Source organism: Rahnella sp. 2050, from assembly GCF_040544515.1.
Lineage (GTDB): Bacteria > Pseudomonadota > Gammaproteobacteria > Enterobacterales > Enterobacteriaceae > Rahnella > Rahnella aceris.
On sequence record NZ_JBEPKE010000004.1, the window covers coordinates 177,347 to 201,346 of the forward strand.

At 53.6% G+C, this 24,000-nt stretch carries 18 protein-coding genes; 9 read left to right on the forward strand and 9 right to left on the reverse strand.

The features are described from left to right. Positions 1 to 26 precede the first annotated feature (26 nt). The 3 genes from ABIC79_RS16905 to ABIC79_RS16915 form a co-directional block, all read right to left on the reverse strand. Positions 27 to 1,349 (reverse strand): MFS transporter, encoded by a 1,323-nt coding sequence (locus ABIC79_RS16905; protein WP_013573467.1) that lies wholly within the window; start codon positions 1,347 to 1,349, stop codon positions 27 to 29. A 287-nt stretch (positions 1,350 to 1,636) separates the two neighbouring features. Beyond that, the gene (gene yhjD / locus ABIC79_RS16910) at positions 1,637 to 2,761 is read right to left on the reverse strand and encodes an inner membrane protein YhjD (RefSeq protein WP_013573468.1); all 1,125 of its coding nucleotides are present in this window, start codon (positions 2,759 to 2,761) and stop codon (positions 1,637 to 1,639) included. 84 nt (positions 2,762 to 2,845) lie between these two features. Continuing rightward, positions 2,846 to 3,745 carry a LysR family transcriptional regulator gene (locus ABIC79_RS16915; RefSeq protein ID WP_014411462.1) on the reverse strand — a complete coding sequence of 300 codons (900 nt, stop codon included), beginning with the start codon at positions 3,743 to 3,745 and terminating at the stop codon, positions 2,846 to 2,848. A 126-nt stretch (positions 3,746 to 3,871) separates the two neighbouring features. Here ABIC79_RS16915 and ABIC79_RS16920 point away from each other — a divergent pair, with 126 nt between their 5' ends. Further along, positions 3,872 to 4,630, forward strand: coding sequence for an SDR family NAD(P)-dependent oxidoreductase (locus ABIC79_RS16920; protein ID WP_013573470.1), 759 nt, complete (start codon positions 3,872 to 3,874; stop codon positions 4,628 to 4,630). A gap of 3 nt (positions 4,631 to 4,633) precedes the next feature. Here ABIC79_RS16920 and ABIC79_RS16925 read toward each other — a convergent pair whose 3' ends face one another. Continuing rightward, entirely contained in the window at positions 4,634 to 5,380 is a 747-nt protein-coding gene (locus tag ABIC79_RS16925) for a flagellar brake protein (protein ID WP_013573471.1), read from the reverse strand. 331 nt (positions 5,381 to 5,711) lie between these two features. On the opposite strand from ABIC79_RS16925, the gene ABIC79_RS16930 reads away from it, so the two are divergent. From ABIC79_RS16930 to mqo, 6 genes are all read left to right on the forward strand, one after another. Continuing rightward, positions 5,712 to 6,290, forward strand: coding sequence for a cytochrome b (locus ABIC79_RS16930; protein ID WP_013573472.1), 579 nt, complete (start codon positions 5,712 to 5,714; stop codon positions 6,288 to 6,290). A 31-nt stretch (positions 6,291 to 6,321) separates the two neighbouring features. Further along, positions 6,322 to 6,864, forward strand: coding sequence for a tetratricopeptide repeat protein (locus tag ABIC79_RS16935; RefSeq protein WP_013573473.1), 543 nt, complete (start codon positions 6,322 to 6,324; stop codon positions 6,862 to 6,864). Between the two features lie 80 nt (positions 6,865 to 6,944). After that, entirely contained in the window at positions 6,945 to 7,400 is a 456-nt protein-coding gene (locus ABIC79_RS16940) for a sigma-70 family RNA polymerase sigma factor (protein ID WP_013573474.1), read from the forward strand. After that, complete coding sequence (locus ABIC79_RS16945) at positions 7,397 to 8,173, forward strand: anti-sigma factor family protein (RefSeq protein WP_013573475.1); 777 nt, start codon at positions 7,397 to 7,399, stop codon at positions 8,171 to 8,173. Before ABIC79_RS16940 ends, ABIC79_RS16945 begins: the two co-directional genes overlap by 4 nt. Positions 8,174 to 8,479: 306 nt before the next feature. Further along, on the forward strand, positions 8,480 to 10,129 hold the full coding sequence (locus tag ABIC79_RS16950; RefSeq protein ID WP_013573476.1) for a malate:quinone oxidoreductase: 1,650 nt from the start codon (positions 8,480 to 8,482) through the stop codon (positions 10,127 to 10,129). Between the two features lie 376 nt (positions 10,130 to 10,505). Beyond that, positions 10,506 to 12,158 (forward strand): malate dehydrogenase (quinone), encoded by a 1,653-nt coding sequence (gene mqo, locus ABIC79_RS16955; protein WP_013573481.1) that lies wholly within the window; start codon positions 10,506 to 10,508, stop codon positions 12,156 to 12,158. Positions 12,159 to 12,250: 92 nt separating this feature from the next. On the opposite strand, the gene ABIC79_RS16960 is transcribed toward mqo, so the two are convergent. The 4 genes from ABIC79_RS16960 to ebgR form a co-directional block, all read right to left on the reverse strand. Next, on the reverse strand, positions 12,251 to 13,750 hold the full coding sequence (locus tag ABIC79_RS16960; protein WP_112197941.1) for an amino acid permease: 1,500 nt from the start codon (positions 13,748 to 13,750) through the stop codon (positions 12,251 to 12,253). A 51-nt stretch (positions 13,751 to 13,801) separates the two neighbouring features. Next, entirely contained in the window at positions 13,802 to 14,254 is a 453-nt protein-coding gene (locus ABIC79_RS16965; protein WP_013573483.1) for a beta-galactosidase subunit beta, read from the reverse strand. After that, complete coding sequence (gene ebgA / locus ABIC79_RS16970) at positions 14,254 to 17,310, reverse strand: beta-galactosidase subunit alpha (protein ID WP_354567900.1); 3,057 nt, start codon at positions 17,308 to 17,310, stop codon at positions 14,254 to 14,256. Before ebgA ends, ABIC79_RS16965 begins: the two co-directional genes overlap by 1 nt. 134 nt (positions 17,311 to 17,444) lie before the next feature. Further along, positions 17,445 to 18,425: a transcriptional regulator EbgR gene (gene ebgR, locus ABIC79_RS16975; RefSeq protein WP_037033902.1), complete on the reverse strand. Its 981-nt coding sequence runs from the start codon at positions 18,423 to 18,425 to the stop codon at positions 17,445 to 17,447. Between the two features lie 210 nt (positions 18,426 to 18,635). On the opposite strand from ebgR, the gene ygjJ reads away from it, so the two are divergent. Continuing rightward, positions 18,636 to 19,718: a protein YgjJ gene (ygjJ, locus tag ABIC79_RS16980; protein ID WP_037033777.1), complete on the forward strand. Its 1,083-nt coding sequence runs from the start codon at positions 18,636 to 18,638 to the stop codon at positions 19,716 to 19,718. After that, entirely contained in the window at positions 19,718 to 22,099 is a 2,382-nt protein-coding gene (gene ygjK / locus ABIC79_RS16985; protein ID WP_354567903.1) for an alpha-glucosidase, read from the forward strand. Before ygjJ ends, ygjK begins: the two co-directional genes overlap by 1 nt. A 531-nt stretch (positions 22,100 to 22,630) precedes the next feature. Here the strand turns inward: ygjK and cytX are convergent. Next, positions 22,631 to 23,884: a putative hydroxymethylpyrimidine transporter CytX gene (cytX, locus tag ABIC79_RS16990; RefSeq protein ID WP_354567905.1), complete on the reverse strand. Its 1,254-nt coding sequence runs from the start codon at positions 23,882 to 23,884 to the stop codon at positions 22,631 to 22,633. Positions 23,885 to 24,000 lie beyond the last annotated feature (116 nt).

The window sequence follows — 24,000 nt, forward strand, 5'->3', positions numbered from 1 at the left end:
CAAACCGGGCACGGTATCCGGGTCAGTTACAATGACTGATGGGCGGTTTCTTTGGACAGCAGCAGCGCGATCAGCGTCAGCGTTGCCATTGAAGCCAGATAAACGCCCACATAGAACAACCCGTAATGGGTTGCCAGCCAGGTGGCGATGTACGGCGCGACAGATGCGCCCAGTATCGAAGACACATTATAGGAGAAGGACGCGCCGGTATAGCGAACTTCTGTCGGGAACAGCTCCGGCAGCAGCGCACCCATCGGACCGAAAGTCAGCCCCATCACCATGAAACCACACAGCAGGAATACCATCACCAGCGCCTGTGAACCGGCACCCAGAATGGTCGGGAAACACAGGGCGAAGACGATCATCAGCAGCGTAATACAAATCATGGTTTTGCGACGGCCAAACTTATCCGCCAGCTGACCGGCAACCGGCACCATCACGCCGAAACCGACCACGCCGATCATCAGCATCAACAGGAATTCATTGCGCGGAATGCCCAGCCCGACCGGCTTTGCGGCAGTGCCGTAACCCAGTGAATACACGGTCATGATGTAGAACAGCGTGTAAGTCGCAACCATGATAAAGGTGCCGAGAATCGTCGCCTTTTTATATTTAGTGAACAGCGTGCCGATTGGCACTTTCACCTGTTTACCGGCTTTGGCAATTTTGGCAAATACCGGTGTTTCGTGCAGGGAAACGCGCACATACAGACCGACGATCACCAGTACCGCAGAAAGCAGGAACGGCACACGCCAGCCCCAGGAAATAAACTGTTCGTCGGTCAGCAGCCACGACAGCAGCAGGAACATGCCGTTCGCGAAGAAGAAGCCAATCGGTGCGCCAAGCTGCGGGAAAGAGCCGTACAGGGCGCGTTTCTTCGCCGGTGCGTTCTCGGTGGCGAGCAGCGCCGCGCCACCCCATTCACCGCCCAGTCCCAGACCCTGACCAAAACGCGCCAGCGCCAGCAGCATCGGTGCGAAGACGCCAATGGTTGCGTAGGTCGGCAGCAGGCCGATCACCACGGTAGACACGCCCATCGTCAGCAAAGAGGCCACCAGCGTGACTTTACGTCCGACGCGGTCGCCGAAGTGGCCGAACAGCGCGGAACCGATCGGCCTGGCGACAAAGGCGATGGCAAAGGTCGCGAGAGACTGTAGCGTGGCCGCCGTCGGGTCACCCTGCGGGAAGAAAATGTGCGGGAAAACAATCACCGCAGCAGTGGCATAGATATAAAAGTCGAAGAATTCAATGGCCGTACCGATAAGCGATGCCACGATGACTTTGCTGCGGGAGTTCTGACTCACCAATTGCGCGTCAGCTTCTAATTCTGGAGTGATAGTGGCTTGCATAAGTGTTTCTTATTTGTAATGAGTGGGAGGGATCTAATGTAAATAAATGTATATCGAAAAGGCATCTTATGCAGAGCGCGGCGGTATTTCAACGCAGCGGAAGCCGCGAAAAAAGGCGTTTAAAGCCGGATCGGGGGATTATTTTATCAGGGCAGGATTTCGCCAGTCATAAGTTTGGCGAATGGGTAAAAGGCAGAGCAACTGACTGCAAAACCGCAAAATAAAAGTACGGCTCTCAGTCAGTTATTCTGGTTTTCACGGCGGCGCCATGCCTGACTTAGCATTATTCACTGCTTTTTAACTTCATCTTCAGCATTAACTGTGGATATATGCATTTCGTCTGGCACGATGAGGTTGTCCGGCGTGTATTCACTGTCGTTTTCCGTGGCATTTTTCGCGTGTTTGGCGGCTTTTTGCTTCGGATCCGGCATCGGCGGGTCATCTTTGTATTTCGCCGTCGCTATCCACGCGGCGACAAACAACGTCAGGCGGGCGAAGAAATAGAAGAAAGCCATCAGGCCGATCACTGAACCAAAGGCTGCGCCGGAAGGTGAGGTCGCCAGCTTCGGCAGTGTCATGGTCATCACGAATTTAATCACCTCAAAACCCATCGCCGCCAGCAACGTCCCGCGCAGCAGCGCTTTTTTGCGTGGTTTGTGGCGCGGCAACATCCAGAAAATCCACAGGAACAGCAAATAGTTAGCGGCAATGGAAATCACCAGCGTGATACTGGTCATCACCGGGCGGAGCCAGTCAATGCCACCCAGACCCAGCGCATCGACAATGGTTTTTTGCGCGGCACCGGCAATCGACGTCAGCGACAGCGTGATAATCAGCGCCAGCACCAGCCCGGTCAGGGAAATAAAATCGCGAATATAGCGGCGGTAAATTTTCTCCTGATCCTGCGGATTACGCTCCCAGACATCGCGCGACTGGGCACGGATCGCCTCGCGCAAATTCCCCATCCAGCTCACGCCGGAGTAAAGCGCAATCAGCAAACCGGATAACCCCACGGCAGTACGCTGCTGGATGGCAGTATTTACCGTGCTTTTCAGCGTATTCGCCAGATTCGGGTCGCTGATGCTGTTGACGATTCGGTTGATCAGTTCTGCCAGCAAATCAGGATTTGAGGCCAGCACAAAACCGACCGCAGCGAAGGACACCATCAGAATCGGGATCAGCGACAGAAAGGAGAAATAGGTGATGGCCGCGCCAAACTGGCTGCCAAGGCGATCGTTAAAGCGTTCCGTGGCACGCAGCAAATGTGCCACCCAGCCCCAGGACTGCACGTATTCCACGAGTCGTGAAAATCTGCCGATGTTTTTATCCACCGTCTGATTGCCGGTTTTGATGTTGATCAGCGGGGTCGGTTTTTCCTGTGTGGCCGGTTCTTGTTTTGAAATGATGGGCATTGATCCATGTTGTCCTTAAAAATTCATCCGGCCTTAAGTATAGACGCCTGAGCGGTGAGGGCTAAGCCAGAGGCGTCTGAAAGCTCAGGCAATGAACGTTTGGGTGATATCGGTCAGCCAGTCCATAAACACTTTAACGCGGCGTGACAGATTCAGACGATGCGGATAAACCAGCGTCACCGGCATTGGCGGTGCACGGAACTGCGGCAAAATACTGACCAGCTGACCACCCGCCAGCGCGTCGCGTACACCAATCAGCGGAACCTGAATGATGCCCAGGCCGTTGATACAGGCGCTGACGTAGGTTTCGGTGCTGTTAACCGTCACCGCGCCGCCGCTTTTGACCGTTTTCACCTGTTTGCCGTCGAGATATTCAAAGGCCGACGTATGGCTGCCGAGGATTTGTTCATAATGCACCATGGCGTGTTGTGCCAGCTGGTCAGGGTGATCCGGCGTGCCGTAGCGGCGCAGATAACCGGGGCTGGCGCAGTTAACCATGCTGAGATGCCCCAGCGGACGCGCAATCAGCCCGGAATCTTTAAGGGTGCCGGAGCGGATCACACAGTCAAACCCTTCCCGCACCACATCCACGCGGTGATCAGTGCAGCTCAGTTCAATTTCCAGCGCCGGATAACGGTTAAGAAACTCCGCCAGACGCGGTAACACCAGATGCGTCGCCATACCGGTGGTCATATCAACCCGCAAACGTCCGCTGACACTGGCCGGATTCGACTGAAACATCGATTCCAGTTCATCCATGCTGGCCAGCAACTCTTTGCAGCGCTGATAAAACACCTGTCCGTCCTGTGTCAGTTGTACGCGGCGCGTTGAACGGTGCAGCAAACGTGCCGACATCCGCGTTTCCAGTTGCTGCACCAGCCGCGACACACTGCCTTTGGGCAATCCCAGGCTTTCAGCCGCGCGGGTAAAATTACTCAGTTCAGCGACGCGCACAAACACCTGCATTGATTGAATTTTATCCACAATTTGCCTGATTGTTGTTGAGAATGAGACAGTGAAAATCATTATGGCTCATTTATCACTCTGCGGTAATCCAATAGGCTGTGTTTCATCCGATGCAGAAGGTACAAAAAGCCAATGAGGTCAGATATGAACCGTAAAATCGCAATAGTGACCGGCGGAAGCCGTGGTTTAGGTAAGAATGCCATTGAAAAGCTGGCAAAAAAGGGCGTTGACGTGATTCTGACTTACCACAATCAGGCCGCTGCGGCACAGGAAGTGGTGATTTCTGTCGAAGCACAGGGTGGAAAGGCCGTTGCGTTGCAGCTCAATACCGGTGAGTCCGGCAGTTTTGATGGCTTTGTTGTGCAGGTAAAAGCGCAACTGCAACAGGTCTGGCAGCGCGATACTTTTGATTTTCTGATCAACAATGCCGGGGTAGGTTTACATCAGTCTTTTGCCGATACTACCGAAGAACAGTTTGATCTGATGATGAATGTCCATCTGAAAGGGCCGTTCTTCCTGACGCAAAAACTGTTACCGCTGATGGCCGACGGAGGCCGCATCCTGAATATCTCCAGCGGGCTGGCGCGTTTTGCTCTACCGGGCTCATCGGCTTACGCCATGATGAAAGGGGGCATCGAAGTGCTGACCCGCTATCAGGCGAAAGAACTCGGCGCACGCGGGATTACCGCCAATGTGCTGGCTCCTGGCGCAATTGAAACGGATTTCAGTGGGGGTATGGTGCGCGATAATCCGGATGTGAACAGACTGGTTGCCAGCAATACTGCGCTGGGCCGCGCCGGTTTGCCGGATGATATCGGTGATATGGTGGCGCTGATGCTCAGTGATGAAGCGGGCTGGATGACCGCCCAGCGCGTTGAGGCCTCAGGCGGTATGTTTATCTAAACGTTAATCGTGCTGGAAACGCTTCGCTTTCATATGCTGCTGTTTTTCCAGCTCAAAAATCGCCCGTTGCAGGTCGCGTTCCTGCGCGGGTGATAAATTCGGAAACTTAAAACTCAGCCGCTGCGACGTCACGGTTTCGCCTTTATTGCTCACCGATTTACGCACCATCGCGCCGAGATACTGCAGATCTAATGTAAAGGTTCCCAGCTCCGCTAGCTGAATCAGCGAATCTTTCAGCATTGACCCGCTGGTGATTTCCGGCGGTGTAGCCCCTTCAATCTCCAGCCCCAGCCCGCCAAGTGAGATATCACGCACGCGATAAGCAAACTCAGAGGAATCAGGCAATATTCCGCTGCAACGGAAATCCGACATCCGCGGCACACTCACGCGGAAATACTCACGGCGCTGAATGAAATACAACACGGGCGGAAGATCGCAGGTAAATGTCGGCAAACCTTCATAGCTGACCTGGCGGACTCTGCTGCAGGAAAACTCAACCTTGGCACCGGCCGGTTCCGCAACAAACGTCAGTGTGCCGGCTTCAGCGGCCAGAGTGTTCTCGTAATCTGAACTGCCCAGATCGAACAGGAACTGATGGTTGTCAGCATCAACGTCCAGAATTTTACTGATAAATTGTCCGCGGGAATGGCTGACCATGACCAGGGTCTGGTTCTTCTTTAAGTCTCGCAGAACGGACAAAATTGCCAGCGTGTTCCGCTTCGCAAACGACTCTTTCGATACTTCGCTCACCTGCCACACCTCATAAGAAATAAATGCAAAATTATGGCGCAGCCGTTGACGTATAAGGCGCCCAATACGGATTATCGGCCACTCAGAGCAAAACTTTATCGCGCAATAACGTCTATTTTGACCCGCAAAAAGGGACATTCCGGGCGCGCAGGGCGCTGTTTGCGCGTCTCTGATTTATATATAGGCTATCTTTTCGCGTTCTGATGCCTATTTTCTCCTCAATTTTTTTCATTTAAAACCTCACCGGAGAAAATTATTTCCCTTCACGGCGAATAAAAATCGCTGCTCAGGTGTTTACCTTTATATCGAACACTGACGGGCACGGTTTTATATGCAAACTTCATCTTCTGTTCTTCGCAGCCGTTACGACGGCCTGACTATTTTGCTGCACTGGCTGACGGCCCTGGCCGTCATCTTCCTGTTTGCCAGCGCGCATATCTGGGAAGTGCTGGAGCGCGGCACGCCGCTGCGCAAAGGGCTGCAATCGGTGCATATCTCGGTGGGGATACTGCTGGCGGCGATTATTATCGGGCGTCTTTTATGGCGTTTGTTTACCGTCAGCACCGGTCGCAGTAAACAGCAACCGGTCGCCATGCCGACGCTGATGAAAGCCGCCGCGCACCTGACCCATCTGGCGCTCTATCTATTGCTGGTCGCGCAAATCATTCTGGGCTTTTTATTCCGCTGGTCGCAGGCCGAACCGTTCTACTTCTTCGGTTTATTCCCCATTCCTGACGTGTTCAATTTCGACAGTGTGATGACCAGAACTTTCGGTTCGTTGCACAACAACGTTGCCTGGGCGCTGATCATTATTGCGGGTATACATGCGCTGGCGGCACTGTTCCACCATTACGTTCTCCGCGACGGCATTTTGCGCCGCATGTTACCGGGCAGCACAAGCCGCCCGTAAGTCATCAGTTAATTCCCTACAGGACATCATTATGAAGACAAAAACGGTAATACAGGCGCTGTCGGTTGTGTGTCTGGCGGGCAATCTGCTGTTTTTCAGCGCCGCCGCTAACGCGATGGGTGATGATTCCGACGCTAAAAAAACGCCGGACTGCCCGAAGGGGCAAATCTACGACAGCAAAACTAAGAGCTGCATGGTGGATAAAGGCAGCATGATTTCCGATCAGGATAAAACGCAGTACGCTTATCATCTGGCGAAAACCGGTCGTTATCAGGAAGCGCTGACGGTGCTGGATACGCTGAAAGATCAGAACACCAAAGAAGCCTGGAACTATCGCGGCTATGCCACCCGTAAACTCGGGCGCACCGACGAAGGTATCAGCTATTATCAGAAGTCGATTGCGATTGACGCGAAGTATGCCAAAGTCCGGGAATATCTCGGCGAGGCTTATATGATTAAAGGGCGTCCTGATCTCGCCAAAGCCCAGTTAGCGACCATCAAAGGCTTGTGCGGCACCGGCTGCGAAGAATACCGCGACCTGAGCGCCGCCATCGACGGTCATCCGGAATCCTGATCACGGAGAATCGATAAATCTCACCGGCAGACTTACGTTCTGAACTGAGCCAGTGCCTGTCACGTCTGTGGCGCTACGCGATGGTACTGTCGCGCAAGCATGATGTGGCGGACGATCTGGTGCAATCCACCTGCGTGCGGGCGCTGGAACGCTGCGCGCAGATTAAGGACAGCACCGGTGTGGACCGCTGGCTCTTTTCTATCCTGCACTCCATATGGGTTAACGAACTCAGGGCGCAGTACGTCCGTCAGGGGCAGGGTTTTGCTGATGTTGATGAAACGCAGGCGCCCGCCGATACGCTGTCTTTCGAGGAACGTCACTGGCATACGCAGGTTATGCAGCGGGTGAACCGGCTGCCGGAAGCCCAGCGCAACGCAGTGTTTCTGGTGTATGTCGAAGGTTTCACCTATCAGGAGGCGGCGAAGACGCTTTCCGTCCCCATCGGTACCATCATGAGCCGTCTGGCGACCGCCCGGCTGACGCTGGCAAAAGACGCCGGTACCGCCACCCAACCGCAGCAGGGAGAGAAAAAATGACCCGTGAAATCCCGGCTGCGCCTTACGCCGATGAAGTTCTGGTGGCATACCTCGATAACCAGCTAAGCGAATCTCAGCGTGCAAAATTTGATGCACAACTGGCGCAGGACGACGTGCTGGCGCAGCGGCTGGCGCAGATGTCACGCAGCAATTTACCGTTCCACGACGCCTTTGGCGCGCTGTTGCAGGAAGCGCCGGTCGGGAAATTACAGGCTGCGCTCGACGCTATCCCTGATGCACGGATTGCCGGTTCGTCCGGATTCAGCCGTCGCGCACTGCTCGCCGCGTCGTTAAGTTTTCTGGCCGTCGGGCTGCTGGGTGGACGTTATTCCACGCTTTTTGCTTCTGACGATAACTGGCGTGCGCGCGTGGCGGATTACATGTCGCTGTATACCGCGCAGACGCTGGCGGATGTGGATGATTCTGCCGGACAGCAGAAAATCCAGCTCGCGCGGGTGCAAAACACCTTAGGCATTGCACTGAGCCCGGCGGCGCTGGCGGTGCAGGGCGCGGATCTGAAAGATGCCCGTATGTTGCATTATGACGAATATGACATCGCGCAAATTACCTATCTTGACGCGCGCTACGGCCCGATGGCGCTGTGTATTACGCGCAGCGAGCACCGCGACAATACGGCATTGCAGCGAGAAATCCGCCGGGGAATGAACGTGGTTTACTGGCGCAATGCCGGTTACAACTTCATGCTGATCGGCCACAGTCCGGCACCGGCTCTGGCCGCGCATGCTGCGGCTTTACAGGCGAATCTGGCCTGAATGATTTCGTCACGTCACTAACTTATGTAATTATTTAAAGTATTAAACTATTTTTAATGCACGTAACGATAATGTTAAATTGTTTACGAAATCTCGATAATATGAGTATTCGGTAACATTTGTGTGGTTGATTTGTCGTTCTTCGCCGCGGTTTTCGTTGCTCCCCATTATTGTCCTTTCATACTCTGTGGAAATAATCGCTTATTTCCCACCGCACCGCCGGGTTGTTGATTTCGTTTATCCAGAGGAAATCTGGATAGCTTTCACCTGCAAAACTAAAACTAAACATTCAGAGAAACAGACGTCATGAGAAAGATACTCGCCATGATCCTCTGCCTTAACGTGGTTGCTTTCAGCCAGTCAGCGTTGGCAGAAGATGAAAAGCCCGTTGATGTGTTACTGATCGGCGGCGGCATTATGAGCGCGACGCTGGGGACATACCTTCAGGAATTAGAGCCAGACTGGTCAATCGACATGGTTGAGCGTCTGGACGGCGTAGCGCTGGAAAGCTCCAACGGCTGGAACAACGCCGGTACCGGCCACTCTGCGCTGGCAGAAATGAACTACACACCGGAAAAAGCCGACGGCAGTATCGATATCTCCAAAGCGGTCGAAATCAACGAATCCTTCCAGATTTCCCGTCAGTTCTGGACCTATCAGGTTGAGAACGGCGTGCTGCACAACCCGCGTTCCTTCATCAACAGCACGCCGCACATGAGTTTTGTGTGGGGTGATGACAACATCAATTTCCTGCGTAAACGTTTTGCGGCATTGCAGCAAAGCACGCTGTTCCGTGGCATGGAATATTCAGAAGACCCGGCGCAAATCAAACAGTGGATCCCGCTGGTGATGGAAGGGCGTGACCCGGCGCAGAAAATCGCTGCGACCCGCATTCCGATTGGTACCGACGTAAACTTCGGCGAAATCACCCGTCAGCTGGTGGCCTCGTTGCAGAAGAAGCCTAACTTCTCCCTGAGCCTCGGTCATGAAGTGCGCGACATTAAACGTAACCCGGATAACACCTGGGACGTGACCGTTGCCGACCTGAAAAATGACGGCAAAGAAAGCGTTATCAAAGCGAAATTCGTGTTTATCGGTGCGGGCGGTGCGTCCCTGACGCTGCTGCAAAAATCCGGTATTCCTGAAGCGGATAACTACGGCGGCTTCCCGGTGGGGGGCGAGTTCCTGGTGACTGAAAACCCGGACGTGGTGAAACGTCATCTGGCGAAAGTGTACGGGAAAGCGTCTGTCGGCTCACCGCCGATGTCCGTTCCGCACCTCGATACCCGTATTCTGGATGGCAAACAGGTTCTGCTGTTCGGGCCGTTCGCCACCTTCTCCAGCAAATTCCTGAAAAACGGTTCCCTGTGGGATCTGTTCGGCAGCGTGAATTTCTCCAACATCATGCCGATGACCCACGTGGGCATCGACAACTTTGATCTGGTGAAATATCTGGTCAGCCAGGTGATGCTCTCCGACGACGACCGTTTCGATGCATTACGTGAATACTTCCCGGATGCGAAGAAAGAAGACTGGCGTCTGTGGGAAGCCGGTCAGCGCGTGCAGATCATCAAAAAAGATGAGAAAGAAGGCGGCGTTCTGCGTCTCGGCACCGAAGTGGTCAGCTCGAAAGACGGCAGCATTACCGCGCTGCTGGGCGCTTCTCCGGGCGCATCCACTGCGGCTCCGATCATGCTGCACCTGATGGAAAAAGTGTTTAAAGACAAAGTCGCCACACCGGAGTGGCAGGCCAAACTGAAGGAAATCATCCCTTCTTACGGTACAGAACTGAACGGCAACGTGGCGGCAACCGAGAAAGAACTGGGCGACACCAGCCGCGTTCTGATGCTCGACAACCCGCAACCGAAAGCGGCGGAACCGGCTCCGGCGGCGGACAATTCTTCAGCTCCTAAAAAGGGCGAAGAGCAGAAACAAGTGGCAGACGTCGCGTTGTAATCTGATTCCGTAAAAAGTGATCGTAAAGGCGCGGGCAACTGCGCCTTTTTAACATCTCACTTTCACCACAAAACCCGATTTAGCACGAATAGCTCGTTCTTTGACCGCCCCAAAGCCCTCCGGAATTCCTTTGCAAAACCCTTCAAATCCAGCGGTGACGCGGCCTGAAGCGCTGTCCGGTATCCCGTTTGCCTGTTTTTTTGAAACGTTAAATCCTTTTTTAATTTTTGTAGTGATAATGTTATATTCGTAGCCATCATTTGAAAAAATGAAGTTTCAGTAACGATCCCGCGTGTTTTTTTGCTAATTTCTTGTTCGATAGTCACAACAACGATTCATAACAGAACAGAACTGAACATTTAGAGAAACAGACGTCATGAGAAAGATACTTGGTATGCTTCTCAACCGTGACTCACTGGGTGCCAGCGAGCCTGCGGCCGCAGAAGACGAAAAATCCGTTGATGTATTGCTGGTCGGCGGCGGAATTATGAGTGCTACCCTGGGGACCTATTTCCAGGAACTCGAGCCGGACTGGTCAGTCCATATGATTGAACGCATGGACGGCGTGGCGCAGGAAAGTTCCAACGGCTGGAATAACGCCGGTACCGGCCATTCCGCGCTGGCAGAAATGAACTATACCCCGCTGATGCCCGACGGTTCTGTCGATATCACCAAGGCCGTGGCGATCAACGAAGCCTTCCAGGTTTCCCGTCAGTTTATGGCGTATCAGGTGCAGAAAGGCGTGCTGAATAACCCGCGCTCGTTCATCAACAGCGTGCCGCACATGAGCTTTGTCTGGGGCGATGAGAATATCGATTTCCTGCGCAAACGTTTTGCTGCGTTGCAGGAAAGCACGTTGTTCCGCGGGATGGAATATTCGGAAGACCCGGAACAAATCAGACAATGGATCCCGGCAGTCATGGATGGCCGTGATCCGAAGCAAAAAGTTGCCGCGACCCGCACCACAGCAGGTACGGACGTGAACTTCGGCGAAGTGACCCGTCAGCTTGTCGAGGCGTTGCAGAAAAAATCCAATTTCACGCTGGCAAACGGTCAGGAAGTGCGCGATATCCAGCGCAATCCGGATAAAAGCTGGCGCGTGACGATTACCGATCTGAAACACAGCCACAAACATCGCGTGGTGAATGCGAAATTCGTGTTCATCGGTGCGGGCGGTGCGTCCCTGACGCTGCTGCAAAAATCCGGCATTCCGGAAGCGCGTGAATACGGCGGTTTCCCGGTCGGTGGTGAATTTCTGGTGACCGAAAATCAGGATGTGGTGAAACGCCATCTGGCGAAGGTTTACGGCAAAGCGGCCGTGGGCGCGCCACCGATGTCCGTTCCGCATCTCGACACCCGTATTATTGATGGCAAACAGGTTCTGCTGTTCGGGCCGTTCGCCACTTTCTCCAGTAAGTTCCTGAAAAATGGTTCCCTGTGGGATTTGTTTGGCAGTGTGAACAGTTCCAACCTGTTGCCGATGACGCATGTCGGCATGGGTAACTTCGATCTGGTGAAATATCTGGTCGGGCAGGTGATGCTCAGCGATGAAGACCGTCATGCCGCACTGAAGGAATTTTTCCCCGAAGCCGAGCAGAAAGACTGGAAACGCTGGGTGGCCGGACAACGTGTGCAGGTCATCAAAAAAGATGGCAAACACGGCGGCGTATTGCGTCTGGGCACTGAAGTGGTGAGCGCAAAAGATGGCAGTATTGCGGCGTTGCTGGGTGCATCACCGGGTGCGTCAACCGCAGCGCCGATCATGATGAAACTGCTGGAAACGGTCTTTAAAGAAAAAGCCGCGAGCCCGGAATGGCAGGCCAAATTCCGTGAAATCATCCCGTCTTACGGCACTAAACTGAATGGCAATATCGAAGCGACCGAGAAAGAGCTGCTGGAAACCAGCCGTATTCTGCAACTGGAAACGCCGTCGATGATCACCACGCCGGTCGCCGACGTGGTTCAGCTACGACCGCTGGATGTTCAGGCCAAACAAGAGCCAAAACAGCCTGCGGATATCGCTTTGTAAGTTCTGCGCTGTAAGTTCTGGTGCAGAAAAATAAAAACCGCCTCTTCAGGCGGTTTTTTTATGTCCTTATTTTCGCTTTGCAGGGCGCAGTCTTACGCCCCGGAAAGTGACTTTGCCATATTCTCTTTCTTCACCCGCGCTGTTTCATTCTGCGATTCCAGCACAATTCTCGCCAGCGGCGTGTCTTCGTGATAACGGGTTTTATCGTCCAGTTCTTTGGAATATTTATTGTATTTCCACCAGGCATAGCCGAGGAACAACACCAGTCCGCCGACGTTATAGAACACAATGGTGATAATACTGGCACCGGTCGGGAAGGTTGAGGCGATGAACCCGACGGTGAAAATCACAATCAGCGTACCGACGATAGTGATCCCCTGCATTCTGGAGCCCATCTTAAAATCGCGCTCGACGCTGTCGTATTTCAGACGCAGATTCAGGTACGCCAGCATAATAAACAGCGGCGGCAGCATCGACGCGGCAGCGGTCATGTTAATCAGCGTATTCATTAAATCCTGCACGCTGTCTGAGCCTAATGTCGGAATTAACATCAGCGGGATAACGATAAGGAACTGGATCCACGCCGCGCGGGTCGGAACACCGTGTTTATTCAGACGAATAGTTTTCTCGCCAAAAATCCCCTTAGGAATCTCAGTAAAGAAGATTTTTACCGGCGCTGCCGTCCACATCAGTAATGAGCCAAACATGGCGGTGAAGGAAACCACGCCGACAAAGCGGTTCATCAGCACCGCCGGTAATCCAAAGTGTGCGGATAACCCTTCAAATACCTGCACCGTGCCGCCGGTAAAATGCAGCGCGGATTTGGCCACAAACACGTTAATCAGCAGCGAGGCGATGGAATACAGCACGCCGATCACCAGCCCGGAAATAATGATGACTTTCACGAACGCGCGGCTGCCGCCTTTGACGTCATTCACGTATACCGCGACCGATTCTGCGCCGCCTGCTGCCTGGAATATCCACGCAATAATGCCTAAGAATGCCCAGTTAAAATGCGGCGTCATCGCCTGAACATTAATCGGATCCGCCGGTTCTGCGCCGCCCATCAGCGCAGCGCCCGCCAGCACGATATAAGAGAACGTCAGCAGCAGCATTAATGTCGAGGTGACGGAGGTCATCGGCCCGAGTAGTTTCGCACCGCTGTTGGAAATCATCGTGGAAAAGGCAAACAGACAGATGCTGATAATCGCAGTCGTGAAGGGCGTGAAAATATAATCGTGCCCTAAAAAGGCGTAAGACGCATAAGCGATAACGCGGGGAAGCAGCGCCGTGAAGAAAAACAAATTCACGAACCAGTAAGTATAGGCGGTCATAAACGCCCAGCGGCCGCCGAGGGCACTTTTCACCCAGGCATACACACCGGCTTCCGAACTCTTATTCAATGAGACAAATTCGGCGATGATCAGACAAAACGGAATAAAGTAGATGATGGTCGCCACCAGAAATACCGGTGCCGAGGCGATGCCTAACTGGATGTTATTGTTGATGACGTTATTGAAGCTAAAAACGGCGGCAAATGTCATGGATAACAATCCAAATTTGCCTATGGTATTTCGACTGGACCCGGCCATAAATACTCTCCAACTGCGATGTTTATAGGGTAAGTGGTTCTTGTTTTTTTATTATTTATTAACGAAATAACTCTCTTCGACGGTCACTTTTAAAATGACTTTTCTGACGTCTTTTTCCGGTCTGAACCGGTACGCTTCGTGGTTTTCAAAAATGATCACGCGGCCTTTAGGTACCTTTATCGTTTCACCCTGACCGGTAAAAAATTCGCGATCCGTTTCATCGTCATAAGGCGACACGCGGTGCAGGGCAGATTTCGCGGAAAACTCGATTTCCTCCGCGCCTTCAAGGTAGTAATGCACATCGAAATAACGGCGGTGACCCTCGAATTCCGCCCGCTGTTTTTCGCTGCCGCTGGCGAGCCGGTAAACCAGCGAATCGCCGACGGAATGGAAAACACCGGGACGAATATTGTCCAGGTTATTAATGGCTTCCATGCAGCGCTGCCATTTTTTTCCGCTACGGTAGAGCCGCTGAAATTCGGTTAAACAGTCGAGAATAATCATCAGTTTTCCTCCGCGGGATGAAAGGTGAATTCCGCAAGCTGCTGGCTGTTGGTGTCATGCTGGCTGAACGGCACCATCGTGAAGCCGTAGCGGAATGCCGAGAAATAGACGCGATAAGAATCGAGCACTTCGGAACCCCAGGAATTGGAGCCCAGACCGGAAATTTTGTGATCGAGATTGAGGGTCAGGCAGCCGTCCGGCCTTAGTTCATCAATATGCTGCGCCTGTTGCAGCATCTGCGCACTGTACGGCCACAGGCTGAAATTGAGCGGCTGGCGTGGCTGAATGAAAATCCCTTTTCCAGCGTCATCGCACAGACTCAGCCAGCGGATATCCTGCCGGTTACCGTTGTCCTGCGGCATCGGGTAATTTTCAAATAAACGGCTCACCGGCTGCTGATAATGGCCGATGAGATTGGCCTGACAGCTGTCCTGATAGTTTTCATCCGGCCCGCGCCCGTAATATTCCACCTGCGTGAAACGACGGCTGACGCCAAAATCGAGGCCGATCTTCGGGATAATTGAATCGAAATTACCGTAAGGCGAGCCGGATAAATCGAGGGTGACGACGCCCTGAGGCGATATCTGCCAGCGATAAGTGCAGCGCATACCGAAATCGAAAACAGGCGGCGCAATGATGCTTTGCACTTCAATGACGACGTCGTCCTGCTGGCGCGCCCAGTGCATCTGCCGGAAATGTTGTTGCATGATATGCAGATGATGGGGCTGCCAGAGGCCTTCGAACTCCTGTTTATGGTTGTCGATGACCGGCTTAAAGAAATTGAGTTTCGGCGCACGGCCTGTGATCTCTTCGTCATCCACTTGCCAGCTTTGCAGTTCGCCGTCCAGACGGGAAAATGCCAGCCGGAAGCCCTCGCCGCTGACGATAAGCTGATGTTTTTGCTCATCACATAACAGCGTTGCGGACTTTTGCGGCGCAGGTTTCATGGCTGACGGGCGGGCTGCCTGCAACAGCATCTGATACTGTCCGAGCGGATGTTGCGCTTCGCTGTACACCGTCGGGCTGTTTTTGCGAATGCCAACATTCAGGAAAACTTCCTGACCGCTGGCGGGAAATTCTGGCAGCGCCAGCGTTTCGCCTTCGCCGGGTTGCAGGTGCGGCAGGGAAATTTCGCGGGTTTCGAGGCCGCGTCCGGCGACCTGAACGGTCAGCGACAGCGTGATGTCTTCCAGTGAGCTGAACCAGTAACGATTTTTGATGTGCAGCGCGCCGCCGCGGAGACTGACGCCGACCGGGCACAGCACCTGTTTATATTCGCGCAGGCCGGGGCCGGGCGTCTGGTCGGGGTAAATCAGCCCGTCCATGCAGAAGTTGTAATTGTTTGGATAATCGCCGTAATCGCCGCCGTAGGTATAACGCATCTGGCCGTTTTCACCGGTTTCCAGCAATCCGTGATCGCACCATTCCCAGATGTAATGCCCCTGGAGGCTGTCATGGCGATTCAGAACGGCCTGATATTCGGCTAATCCGCCGGGACCGTTGCCCATTGCATGCGCGTATTCGCAGATGATGCGCGGTTTGGCGTGCGGGTATTCGCCGAACGCATTCATCATCTGTACGCGGGAATACATGGTGCTGATGACGTCGGTCACTTCGGCGTCGCGATCTTCTTCGTAGTGAACAAGACGTGTCGGATCGAGGGCTTTACAGTGTTTCGCCATGGCGCGGATATTGCAGCCATAACCAGATTCGTTGCCAAGCGACCACATAATGATCGACGGGTGGTTTTTTTGCGCCATGACGTGACGCCCGATACGCTCCACATAGGCGTGTTCCCAGTGCGGATCGTCGGAGATGCGGCTCAGATCGCCGACGTTCGCGAAACCGTGACTTTCCAGATCCGTTTCGGCCATCACGAATAATCCGTAGATATCGCACAACTCGTAAAAGCGAGGATCATTCGGGTAATGCGCGGTGCGCACCGAGTTAATATTGTGCTGTTTCATCAGGATGATATCGCGTTCCACCCGCGCCATATCGACCGCACGCCCTTTGCGGTGATCGTGGTCGTGGCGGTTTACGCCGTGCAGCTTGAGATAACGTCCGTTGACGTAAAACAGCCCGTCGCGTACGCGGATGTCACGAAAGCCAACGCGCTGAGGTACCACCGAAATCATCTGTCCCGTGTCGTCATACAGCGTCAGCAACAGCTGATATAACTCAGGATGTTCCGCGTTCCACTGGCGTGGATGACTGACCGGAATGTCCAGGCGACAGCGCGTTTCATCGCCGATATTCAGGTTATCTGCTGATAACTGTGCCACGCAGACGCCATCGTCGAATAACTGCGCGTGCAGACGATAACCGCTGACGGGTTGGTGTAAATTACGCAGCACGGCATCAATATTGAGCACGGCGTCGCAGTAGTTTTCATCGAATGTGGTGACTACGGTGAAATCGTTAAGATGAACCGGATCCTGACCGATGAGATACACATCGCGGAAAATTCCCGCCATCCACCACATATCCTGATCTTCGATATATGTTGAATCCGCCCACTGTAAAACACGCACCGACAGCAGGTTTTCACCCGGTTTCACGCTGGCGCTGATATCGAACTCTGCGTACAGGCGGCTGCCTTTGCTGAATCCGACGTAGTGCCCGTTCACATACACCTCGAAATAGGTTTCCACGCCGTCAAATTTGATCAGCGTTTGTTTGCCTGTCCAGGCTGCATCGAGGGTAAAACGCTGCTGATACGCGCCGGTCGGGTTATTAGTGGGAACGTAAGGAACGTCGATCGGGAAGGGGAAACCTTCATCGGTATATTGCAGCTGACCGTGGCCTTCCATCTGCCACATGCCGGGGACGGTGATGTGGCCCCATTCAGTCATCGGCTGATTGTAGAATTCATCCGGGACTAACGCCGGGTGCTCGAAAAAGCGGAACTGCCAGCGGCCGCTGAGCAACTGAAAGCCGTGACTGGCTGCGCGATCGAAACACAGCGCCGCCTGTGGATTTTCATAGCTGAAAAAGGAGGCGCGTGGCGGTAAACGGTTCTCCGACTGCTTCTCGATATTTTCCCAATTATTCACGTGATCTCTCCTGAGACGTGTTTCTATGGGAGAGAAGATAGTAAATATTTAGTAAAAATAACTAAAAAATTTTACTGGTTGTCAGGGCGATCACAAAAAATAAAAAATCGGTTTGAGGATCATGCAGTTAAATTTTACCGGCGGGTGGTGTCCCGGAGTTGCAGCGATCCCGGCACAAATACCGACAGCGGTACGGTGCGTTCATCGCGCAGACGTTCGGTCAGCAGGTTGACCGCCTGTGCGCCCATGGTTTCGGAATGGATGCGAACGGTCGATAAAGAAGGGAACACAAAGCGGGCTGTCGGAATGTCATTAACGCTGATCAGCGCGATTTGCTCGGGGATTTTAACGCCGTGTTCCAGTAGCGCACGGGTCACGCCCAGCGCAATGGTATCGGTGGCAATCAGCAACGCCGGGGGATAAGGCGCATTTTGCTGCAACATTTTCCTGGCGCACTGATAGCCGGACTGGCTGGTGAAATTGCCGTACCAGATATCGTCCGGCTGGACGACGTTTTTCAGACGGCCATATTCCACAAAGGCCTGCTCGCGCTGATCCGGGAATTCAGGGTGATCGCGGCCGCCGATAAAGCCGATGCGCGAATAGCCCTGACCGATAAAGAAGTCGATGACCTTCTGGCTGATCTTAAATAAATCCACATTCACGCAGTCAGATTGCGGGTCTTCCATTACGCCATCAATGAAAACGACCGGCGTGGATTGTTGCGCGAGCTGCGTATGCAGTGCGGCCTGAGGTTGTCCGATAACCAGAAAACCGTCCGCCGGAGGCAGCGCTTTTTCGCCGGTAAAGTCATAGCCGGAAATCAGGGTGATACCCAGTTTTTCGCATTGTGTTTCAATGCCATAGCGCATGGAAAGATAATAAGGATCGTCTATTTCCAGCCCCTGCCGGTAAGTAAACAATGCGGCAAACGTCATGCGTTGCGTGGCATTGCGGCGGGAAGGCGAGACTTTATATTCCAGGCGTTCCGCCGTTTCTAAAATCTTCTGGCGGGTCTGCGCTTTCACGCTCAGGCTCGGATCGTCATTGAGCACACGTGAAACCGTCGCAACGGATACGTTCGCGGCCTCAGCGATTTCCTTCAAAGTAGCCATCAGCGTCTCATCATCAGGTAAACCAAAGCCGTAGCTTAATGTGATCAGTGCCTTATGTACACCGCTCACCGGCCTTCCGGCCCGCAAAATCTCACTGTGACAGAGTTAACGCTTTACCTAATTTTAAGTATATTTTAGTAAAATATTTACTAGTATGCGTTTTACTTCTGCTTTCCTGTTCATAATAACCAAACAAAGAAGCGCATACCGATGAAGAACACATCATTAAATAAAATATTAGTACTTTTATTATTTTCCTTATCAATGAATTTGCGGGCGCAGGAACCGGTTGTCCCCGCCGAACATAATGAATCAGCACCACCGGAAATAACGCCGGTCAGCCGCGACGCCACTGCTTATCGCTTTTATGGCGAAATGGGCGGCGGCGGCAGCGTGTATTTAAATGGCAAAGATCAGCACAAATACAGCGACGGAACCTATATCGAAGGTGGTCTGGAAATAAAACACGGTAACTGGTTCGGGCTTATTTACGGCGAAGGCTGGACGGTACAGGCCGATCATCAGGGAAACGCCTGGGTGCCTGATCACCGCTGGGGCGGATTCGAAGGCGGCTTAAACCGTTTTTACGGTGGTTATCGTACTGATCGGGGCACCGAATTTATCCTCAGTATGCGCAACGATTCCTCGCTGGATGACCTGCAATGGTGGGGCGATTTCACGCCGGAATACGGCTACGTGATCCCTAATACCCGCGATTTAACGCAGGCAGTGAAGGTGCAAAACCTGACCGGCAAGTTCCGTTACAGCCTGACCGCCGCACCGCAAAGCCGTGTTAATGAAAGCACGGCGTTACTGCATTTCGGAAAATACGACCGTTATTCAGATAAATACACCTATCAGGCGATGGTCAACGGCTACACGCAATATGATCTGATGGAAGGGCTGACGCTGCTCAACGGTCTGGAACTGACCGATGGCACCGGGCAGCTATTCCTCGCGGGTTTGCAGGGTAAAAATCTGGCAGGGCGCGTCTGGCATCACACCGGCAAAGGCGACAGCAGCCATTCCGGCCACGAATCAGGAATGATGGTCAGCGCCATGGTTGAAGCGGTCACCGGACTGTATTTATCCACCGCGTACAGTTATGCCGAACATTCGCGGGATACTACTTTCGATACCACCACGTCTTACGCACAGGCCGGTATCTGGTACGAATATTACGGCGGCCGGTTCGCGACCGCATTAGACAGCAAATTCTATATGAGCAATGACAATACCGGCGCCAGCAACTCGGTATTTCTTATGCAATATTTCTACTGGGGAAGATCATAATGAAAAAAATTAATCCGCACCGGCCGCTCAGTTTAATTATCTGCGCTGCTTTATTTATTTCTGCACACGCACAGGCAGAAAACGCCGAGACTTTGCGGGCTGATTCGTTTAAAAACGTTATTAACCGTACCGGCGCGCCGCAATATATGCTCGATTATGATTTCGACGAGCATCAGCGTTTTAATCCTTTATTTGATGAGGGTGCCTGGCACGGGCATTTACTGCCGTCTGGCCCGCAAGGTATGGGCGGATTCCCTGGACCGGCGCTGCTGACCGAAGAATATATCAACTTTATGGCCGATAACTTTGACCGGCTGACGGTGCATAAAGCCGGACAAAAAGTCGCGCTGAGCATGACCGCTTACAGCATTCCCGGAGCGCTTGTTCAGACGCTGACCGCGCCCGGCATCCGCATCGACATGACCCTGCGTTTCGTGACGTCCCGCACTTCTTTGCTGGAAACTAAAATCACCACGGATTCCCCGCTGGAACTGGTCTGGGACGGCGAACTGCTGGAAAAGCTCCGCGCTCAGGAAGGAAAACCGCCATCGGATAAAACCATCGGGCAGGAATATCCGGGGTATACGCGCCAGATCCTGCCGGTTGCTGACGGCCTGCGCGTGATTTTCGGCAAAGTGCGCGAGGCCTCGAGCCTGATGACCTCCGGCGAGTCCGAATATCAGATCCACAAATCCCTGCCGATGCAGATGACGGTTACAGGCCATCAGTTTACCGGCAAAGCCAAAATCGCCGGTTCCACCACGTTTTACACCACTTATTCGCATCTGCTGACGGCCGCTGAGGTTCAGAAAGAGCAGCCGAAAATCCAGGATATTCTGGCGCATCCCCAGCCTTATCTGGATGCCTCGCAAAAACGCTGGGAAGGCTACCTGAATGCCGGTCTGACAAACCCGAAAGCAACCAAAGATCAGGAACGTGTGGCGGTGAAAGCCATCGAAACATTAACCGCTAACTGGCGCGGGGCGGCAGGTGCGATGAAGTTTGATTCGGTGACGCCATCGGTGACTGGCCGCTGGTTCTCCGGCAATCAGACCTGGCCGTGGGACACCTGGAAACAAGCGTATGCGATGGCGCATTTCAATCCCGAGGTGGCGAAAAACAATATCCGCGCCGTGTTTGCCTTTCAGATCCCGCCCGGTGATCCGGTTCGTCCGTGGGATGCCGGTTTTGTACCTGATCTGATTGCCTATAACCCGGGTCCGGAACGTGGCGGCGATGGCACCAACTGGAATGAGCGCAACACGAAACCGAGTCTGGCGGCGTGGTCGGTGATGGAAATCTACAAAACGACCGGTGATAAACAATGGCTGGCGGAGATGTACCCTAAACTGGTCGCTTATCACGACTGGTGGCTGCGTAACCGTGACCACAACCATAACGGCGTGCCGGAATATGGCGCCACGCGCGATAAAGCGCATAACACCGCTGACGGCAAAATGTTGTTTACCGTCAGGGAAGGGCAGAAAGAACAGACCGAATCCGGGCTGAAAAACTACGACCGCGTGGTGAAATCCGGTCAGTACGACAGCATCGAAATCCCGGCGCAGGTGGCGGCTTCGTGGGAATCGGGGCGGGATGATGCGGCGGCCTTCGGTTTTATCGATGCCGATCAGCTGGCGAAATACATCAAAAATGGCGGTAAAAAACAGGACTGGCAGGTCAAATTCGCCGAAAACCGTTCGGATGACGGAACGTTGCTGGGGTATTCGCTGTTACAGGAATCCGTCGATGAAGCCAGCTATATGTACAGCGACAACAAATACATGGCCGAAATCGCCGATATTTTGGGTAAGAAAACAGCCGCCGCAGATTTCCGCGCGAAAGCCGTCAAACTGGCCGGATACATCAACACCTGCATGTTCGACAGCCGCAGCGGCTTCTTCTATGACATCCGCATTGAAGACAAACCGCTGGCCAACGGCTGCGCGGGCAAACCGATTGTCGAACGCGGCAAAGGTCCGGAAGGCTGGTCACCGTTGTTTAACGGCGCAGCGACGCAGGCGCATGCCGACGCCGTGGTGAAAGTGATGAAAGATGTGCGCGAATTTAACACCTATGTGCCACTGGGCACCGCCGCACTGACCAATCCGGCGTTCGGTGCAGACATTTACTGGCGCGGCAGGGTCTGGGTCGATCAGTTATATTTCGGCCTGAAAGGCATGGAGCAATACGGTTACCGCGAAGATGCTGTGAAAATGGCACAGGCCTTTTTCGATCACGCCGATGGTCTGATTTCGGATGCGCCTATCCGGGAAAACTACAATCCGCTCAACGGCCAGCAGCAGGGCGCACCAAACTTCTCATGGAGTGCGGCGCATCTTTACATGCTGTACAACGACTTTTTCGGCCAGGGGAAATGAGACGGTAAGGGCTGAATTTCAGGCACAAAAAAACCGCTTCAGAGAGCGGTTTTTTTGTTGGGTGATTCAGTTAGCGCTAAATCAACCCAGTTTCACGCTTTAATAATAAGCGGGATCAGGCAACCCAAACGCCACTAACTTACACCAGGGGTGGGAAGGCAGCAAGTTTAAATTCTATACACATATCCTTATTGTTTTTATGGTCTTGGTGGTAGCATCTGCGCGGGGCTAGTTTGCCCGTTTAGCGACGGGTCACCGGGCTTGAAATTAGCACTTGAGTACCGCGCGGACAGGCAACCCAAACACTGCTTGTCCTTCTCCAGTCGGTCCCGGTGCTTATTGGTGAAACGCGGTTGTAAAAGGCCGCATCAATGAATAAGTGTATTTATGCACTGATCGTTGTACTGGGTTCTTTGATGACAACTGCTGGTGATGGATGGAACGTTAATGTTTCTCATATCAACATCAATGTCAGCACGGGCCCGGGTTTGTAGCAGTAGAGAAACCGCCCTTCGGGGCGGTTTTTTTATCTCAGGCTTTACGCCCTAATCCCCAGCACACCAGCCCCGCCACCAGCAGCGACGGAATTGTCGCGCCGATATCCGGCAGCAGATTTGCCATCAGATGATAAACCACAATGCCGGTAATCCAGGCTGCGAGGGAACGTATATTCAGGTCTTTTTGTGTCTGCCTGCGCAGAACAAAATGATGCGTCAGCACCACACCAAACAGCGGCGCAAACACGGAGCCAATCAGCAGCAGGAAGTTTTCGTATTGCGTCAGCGGAACGGCCCAGGCGATCAGCGTACACAGCAGGCCGATACCCAGCGTCAGTTTACCCACGCTGACCGGCAGGGAAGTCCCCGCCGACACCGCCGCTGAGTGAATATCCGCAAAGGCATTTTCATGCTCATCCACCAGAATCAGTAACAGCGGAATACCCAGTGCGATCCCGGAAAGCGCCAGCAGCAGCGCATTGGCATCGGTCGAGGTGCTGACAAACGCCAGCGTATACGCCACGCCGAGCGCCATCATCCACACGCTGCCGAGGAAATATCCGCAGGCCGTTCCCCAGAAGTTTTGCCGCGCAGATTTGCCGAAACGGGTGTAATCCGACACCAGTGGCAGCCACGAAAATGCCATCGACACCACAATATCGCAGGCCAGCGCGAACGGCATCGAACCGTCCCCGGCTTTATGCCACAGTGTGGATAAATCGGCGTGCAGGAACAGATAACCGGTCAGCCACGCACAGCTCGCCAGCAACAGCCAGATCCCCCAGCGGCGCAGTACCAGGCGGATAAACGCCAGCGGCCCGCTGGCCGCCAGCAAGGTGGCAACGACGCCGAAAATAAACGTCCAGAGGGTCGGATTCGCCCAAAAACTGCCGTCGCCCCAGGCGCGTTTTGCCAGCAGACTGGCCGCATCGCGCATCACCACAATTTCGAACGCGCCCCAGCCGATCAACTGGATCAGATTGAACAGCACCGGCAGTGCCACGCCGCGTTTGCCGAGGCTGAGCCTCAGCGACGCCATCGACGACATGCCCGTCTGCCCGCCGATCACCCCGACCAGTGCCAGCAGCGCAACGCCGACGGCAGACCCCAACACAATGGCTGCCAGCGAGCCCGCCAGCCCGAGGCCCGGAGCCAGAATGGCACCGGCCTGCAATACCATCAGACCCATACCGAGCGAGAACCACAGCGAGAATAAATCAGACCAGCCCAGCACCCGTGATTTTTCCGGCACAGACGCCTGAGGCGAATAAATATTATTATCTTTCATGAGGTTAATTTCGTGGCTAAAGCGAAGGTCTGTTATAGCATATTGCGGTGAGATTCTGATGAAGGGCGGAGGGGAAGCGCACTTTCCGGCGGGCAGCCTGGGGATTTCAGGCACAA

Coding starts and splice junctions, on each gene's coding strand:
- ABIC79_RS16905 (WP_013573467.1), bottom strand. CDS start 1,349: ATGCAAGCCACTATCACTCCAGAATTAGAAGCTGACGCGCAATTGGTG.
- yhjD (WP_013573468.1), bottom strand. CDS start 2,761: ATGCCCATCATTTCAAAACAAGAACCGGCCACACAGGAAAAACCGACC.
- ABIC79_RS16920 (WP_013573470.1), top strand. CDS start 3,872: ATGAACCGTAAAATCGCAATAGTGACCGGCGGAAGCCGTGGTTTAGGT.
- ABIC79_RS16930 (WP_013573472.1), top strand. CDS start 5,712: ATGCAAACTTCATCTTCTGTTCTTCGCAGCCGTTACGACGGCCTGACT.
- ABIC79_RS16935 (WP_013573473.1), top strand. CDS start 6,322: ATGAAGACAAAAACGGTAATACAGGCGCTGTCGGTTGTGTGTCTGGCG.
- ABIC79_RS16940 (WP_013573474.1), top strand. CDS start 6,945: ATGGTACTGTCGCGCAAGCATGATGTGGCGGACGATCTGGTGCAATCC.
- ABIC79_RS16945 (WP_013573475.1), top strand. CDS start 7,397: ATGACCCGTGAAATCCCGGCTGCGCCTTACGCCGATGAAGTTCTGGTG.
- ABIC79_RS16950 (WP_013573476.1), top strand. CDS start 8,480: ATGAGAAAGATACTCGCCATGATCCTCTGCCTTAACGTGGTTGCTTTC.
- mqo (WP_013573481.1), top strand. CDS start 10,506: ATGAGAAAGATACTTGGTATGCTTCTCAACCGTGACTCACTGGGTGCC.
- ABIC79_RS16960 (WP_112197941.1), bottom strand. CDS start 13,750: ATGGCCGGGTCCAGTCGAAATACCATAGGCAAATTTGGATTGTTATCC.
- ABIC79_RS16965 (WP_013573483.1), bottom strand. CDS start 14,254: ATGATTATTCTCGACTGTTTAACCGAATTTCAGCGGCTCTACCGTAGC.
- ebgR (WP_037033902.1), bottom strand. CDS start 18,425: ATGGCTACTTTGAAGGAAATCGCTGAGGCCGCGAACGTATCCGTTGCG.
- ygjJ (WP_037033777.1), top strand. CDS start 18,636: ATGAAGAACACATCATTAAATAAAATATTAGTACTTTTATTATTTTCC.
- ygjK (WP_354567903.1), top strand. CDS start 19,718: ATGAAAAAAATTAATCCGCACCGGCCGCTCAGTTTAATTATCTGCGCT.
- cytX (WP_354567905.1), bottom strand. CDS start 23,884: ATGAAAGATAATAATATTTATTCGCCTCAGGCGTCTGTGCCGGAAAAA.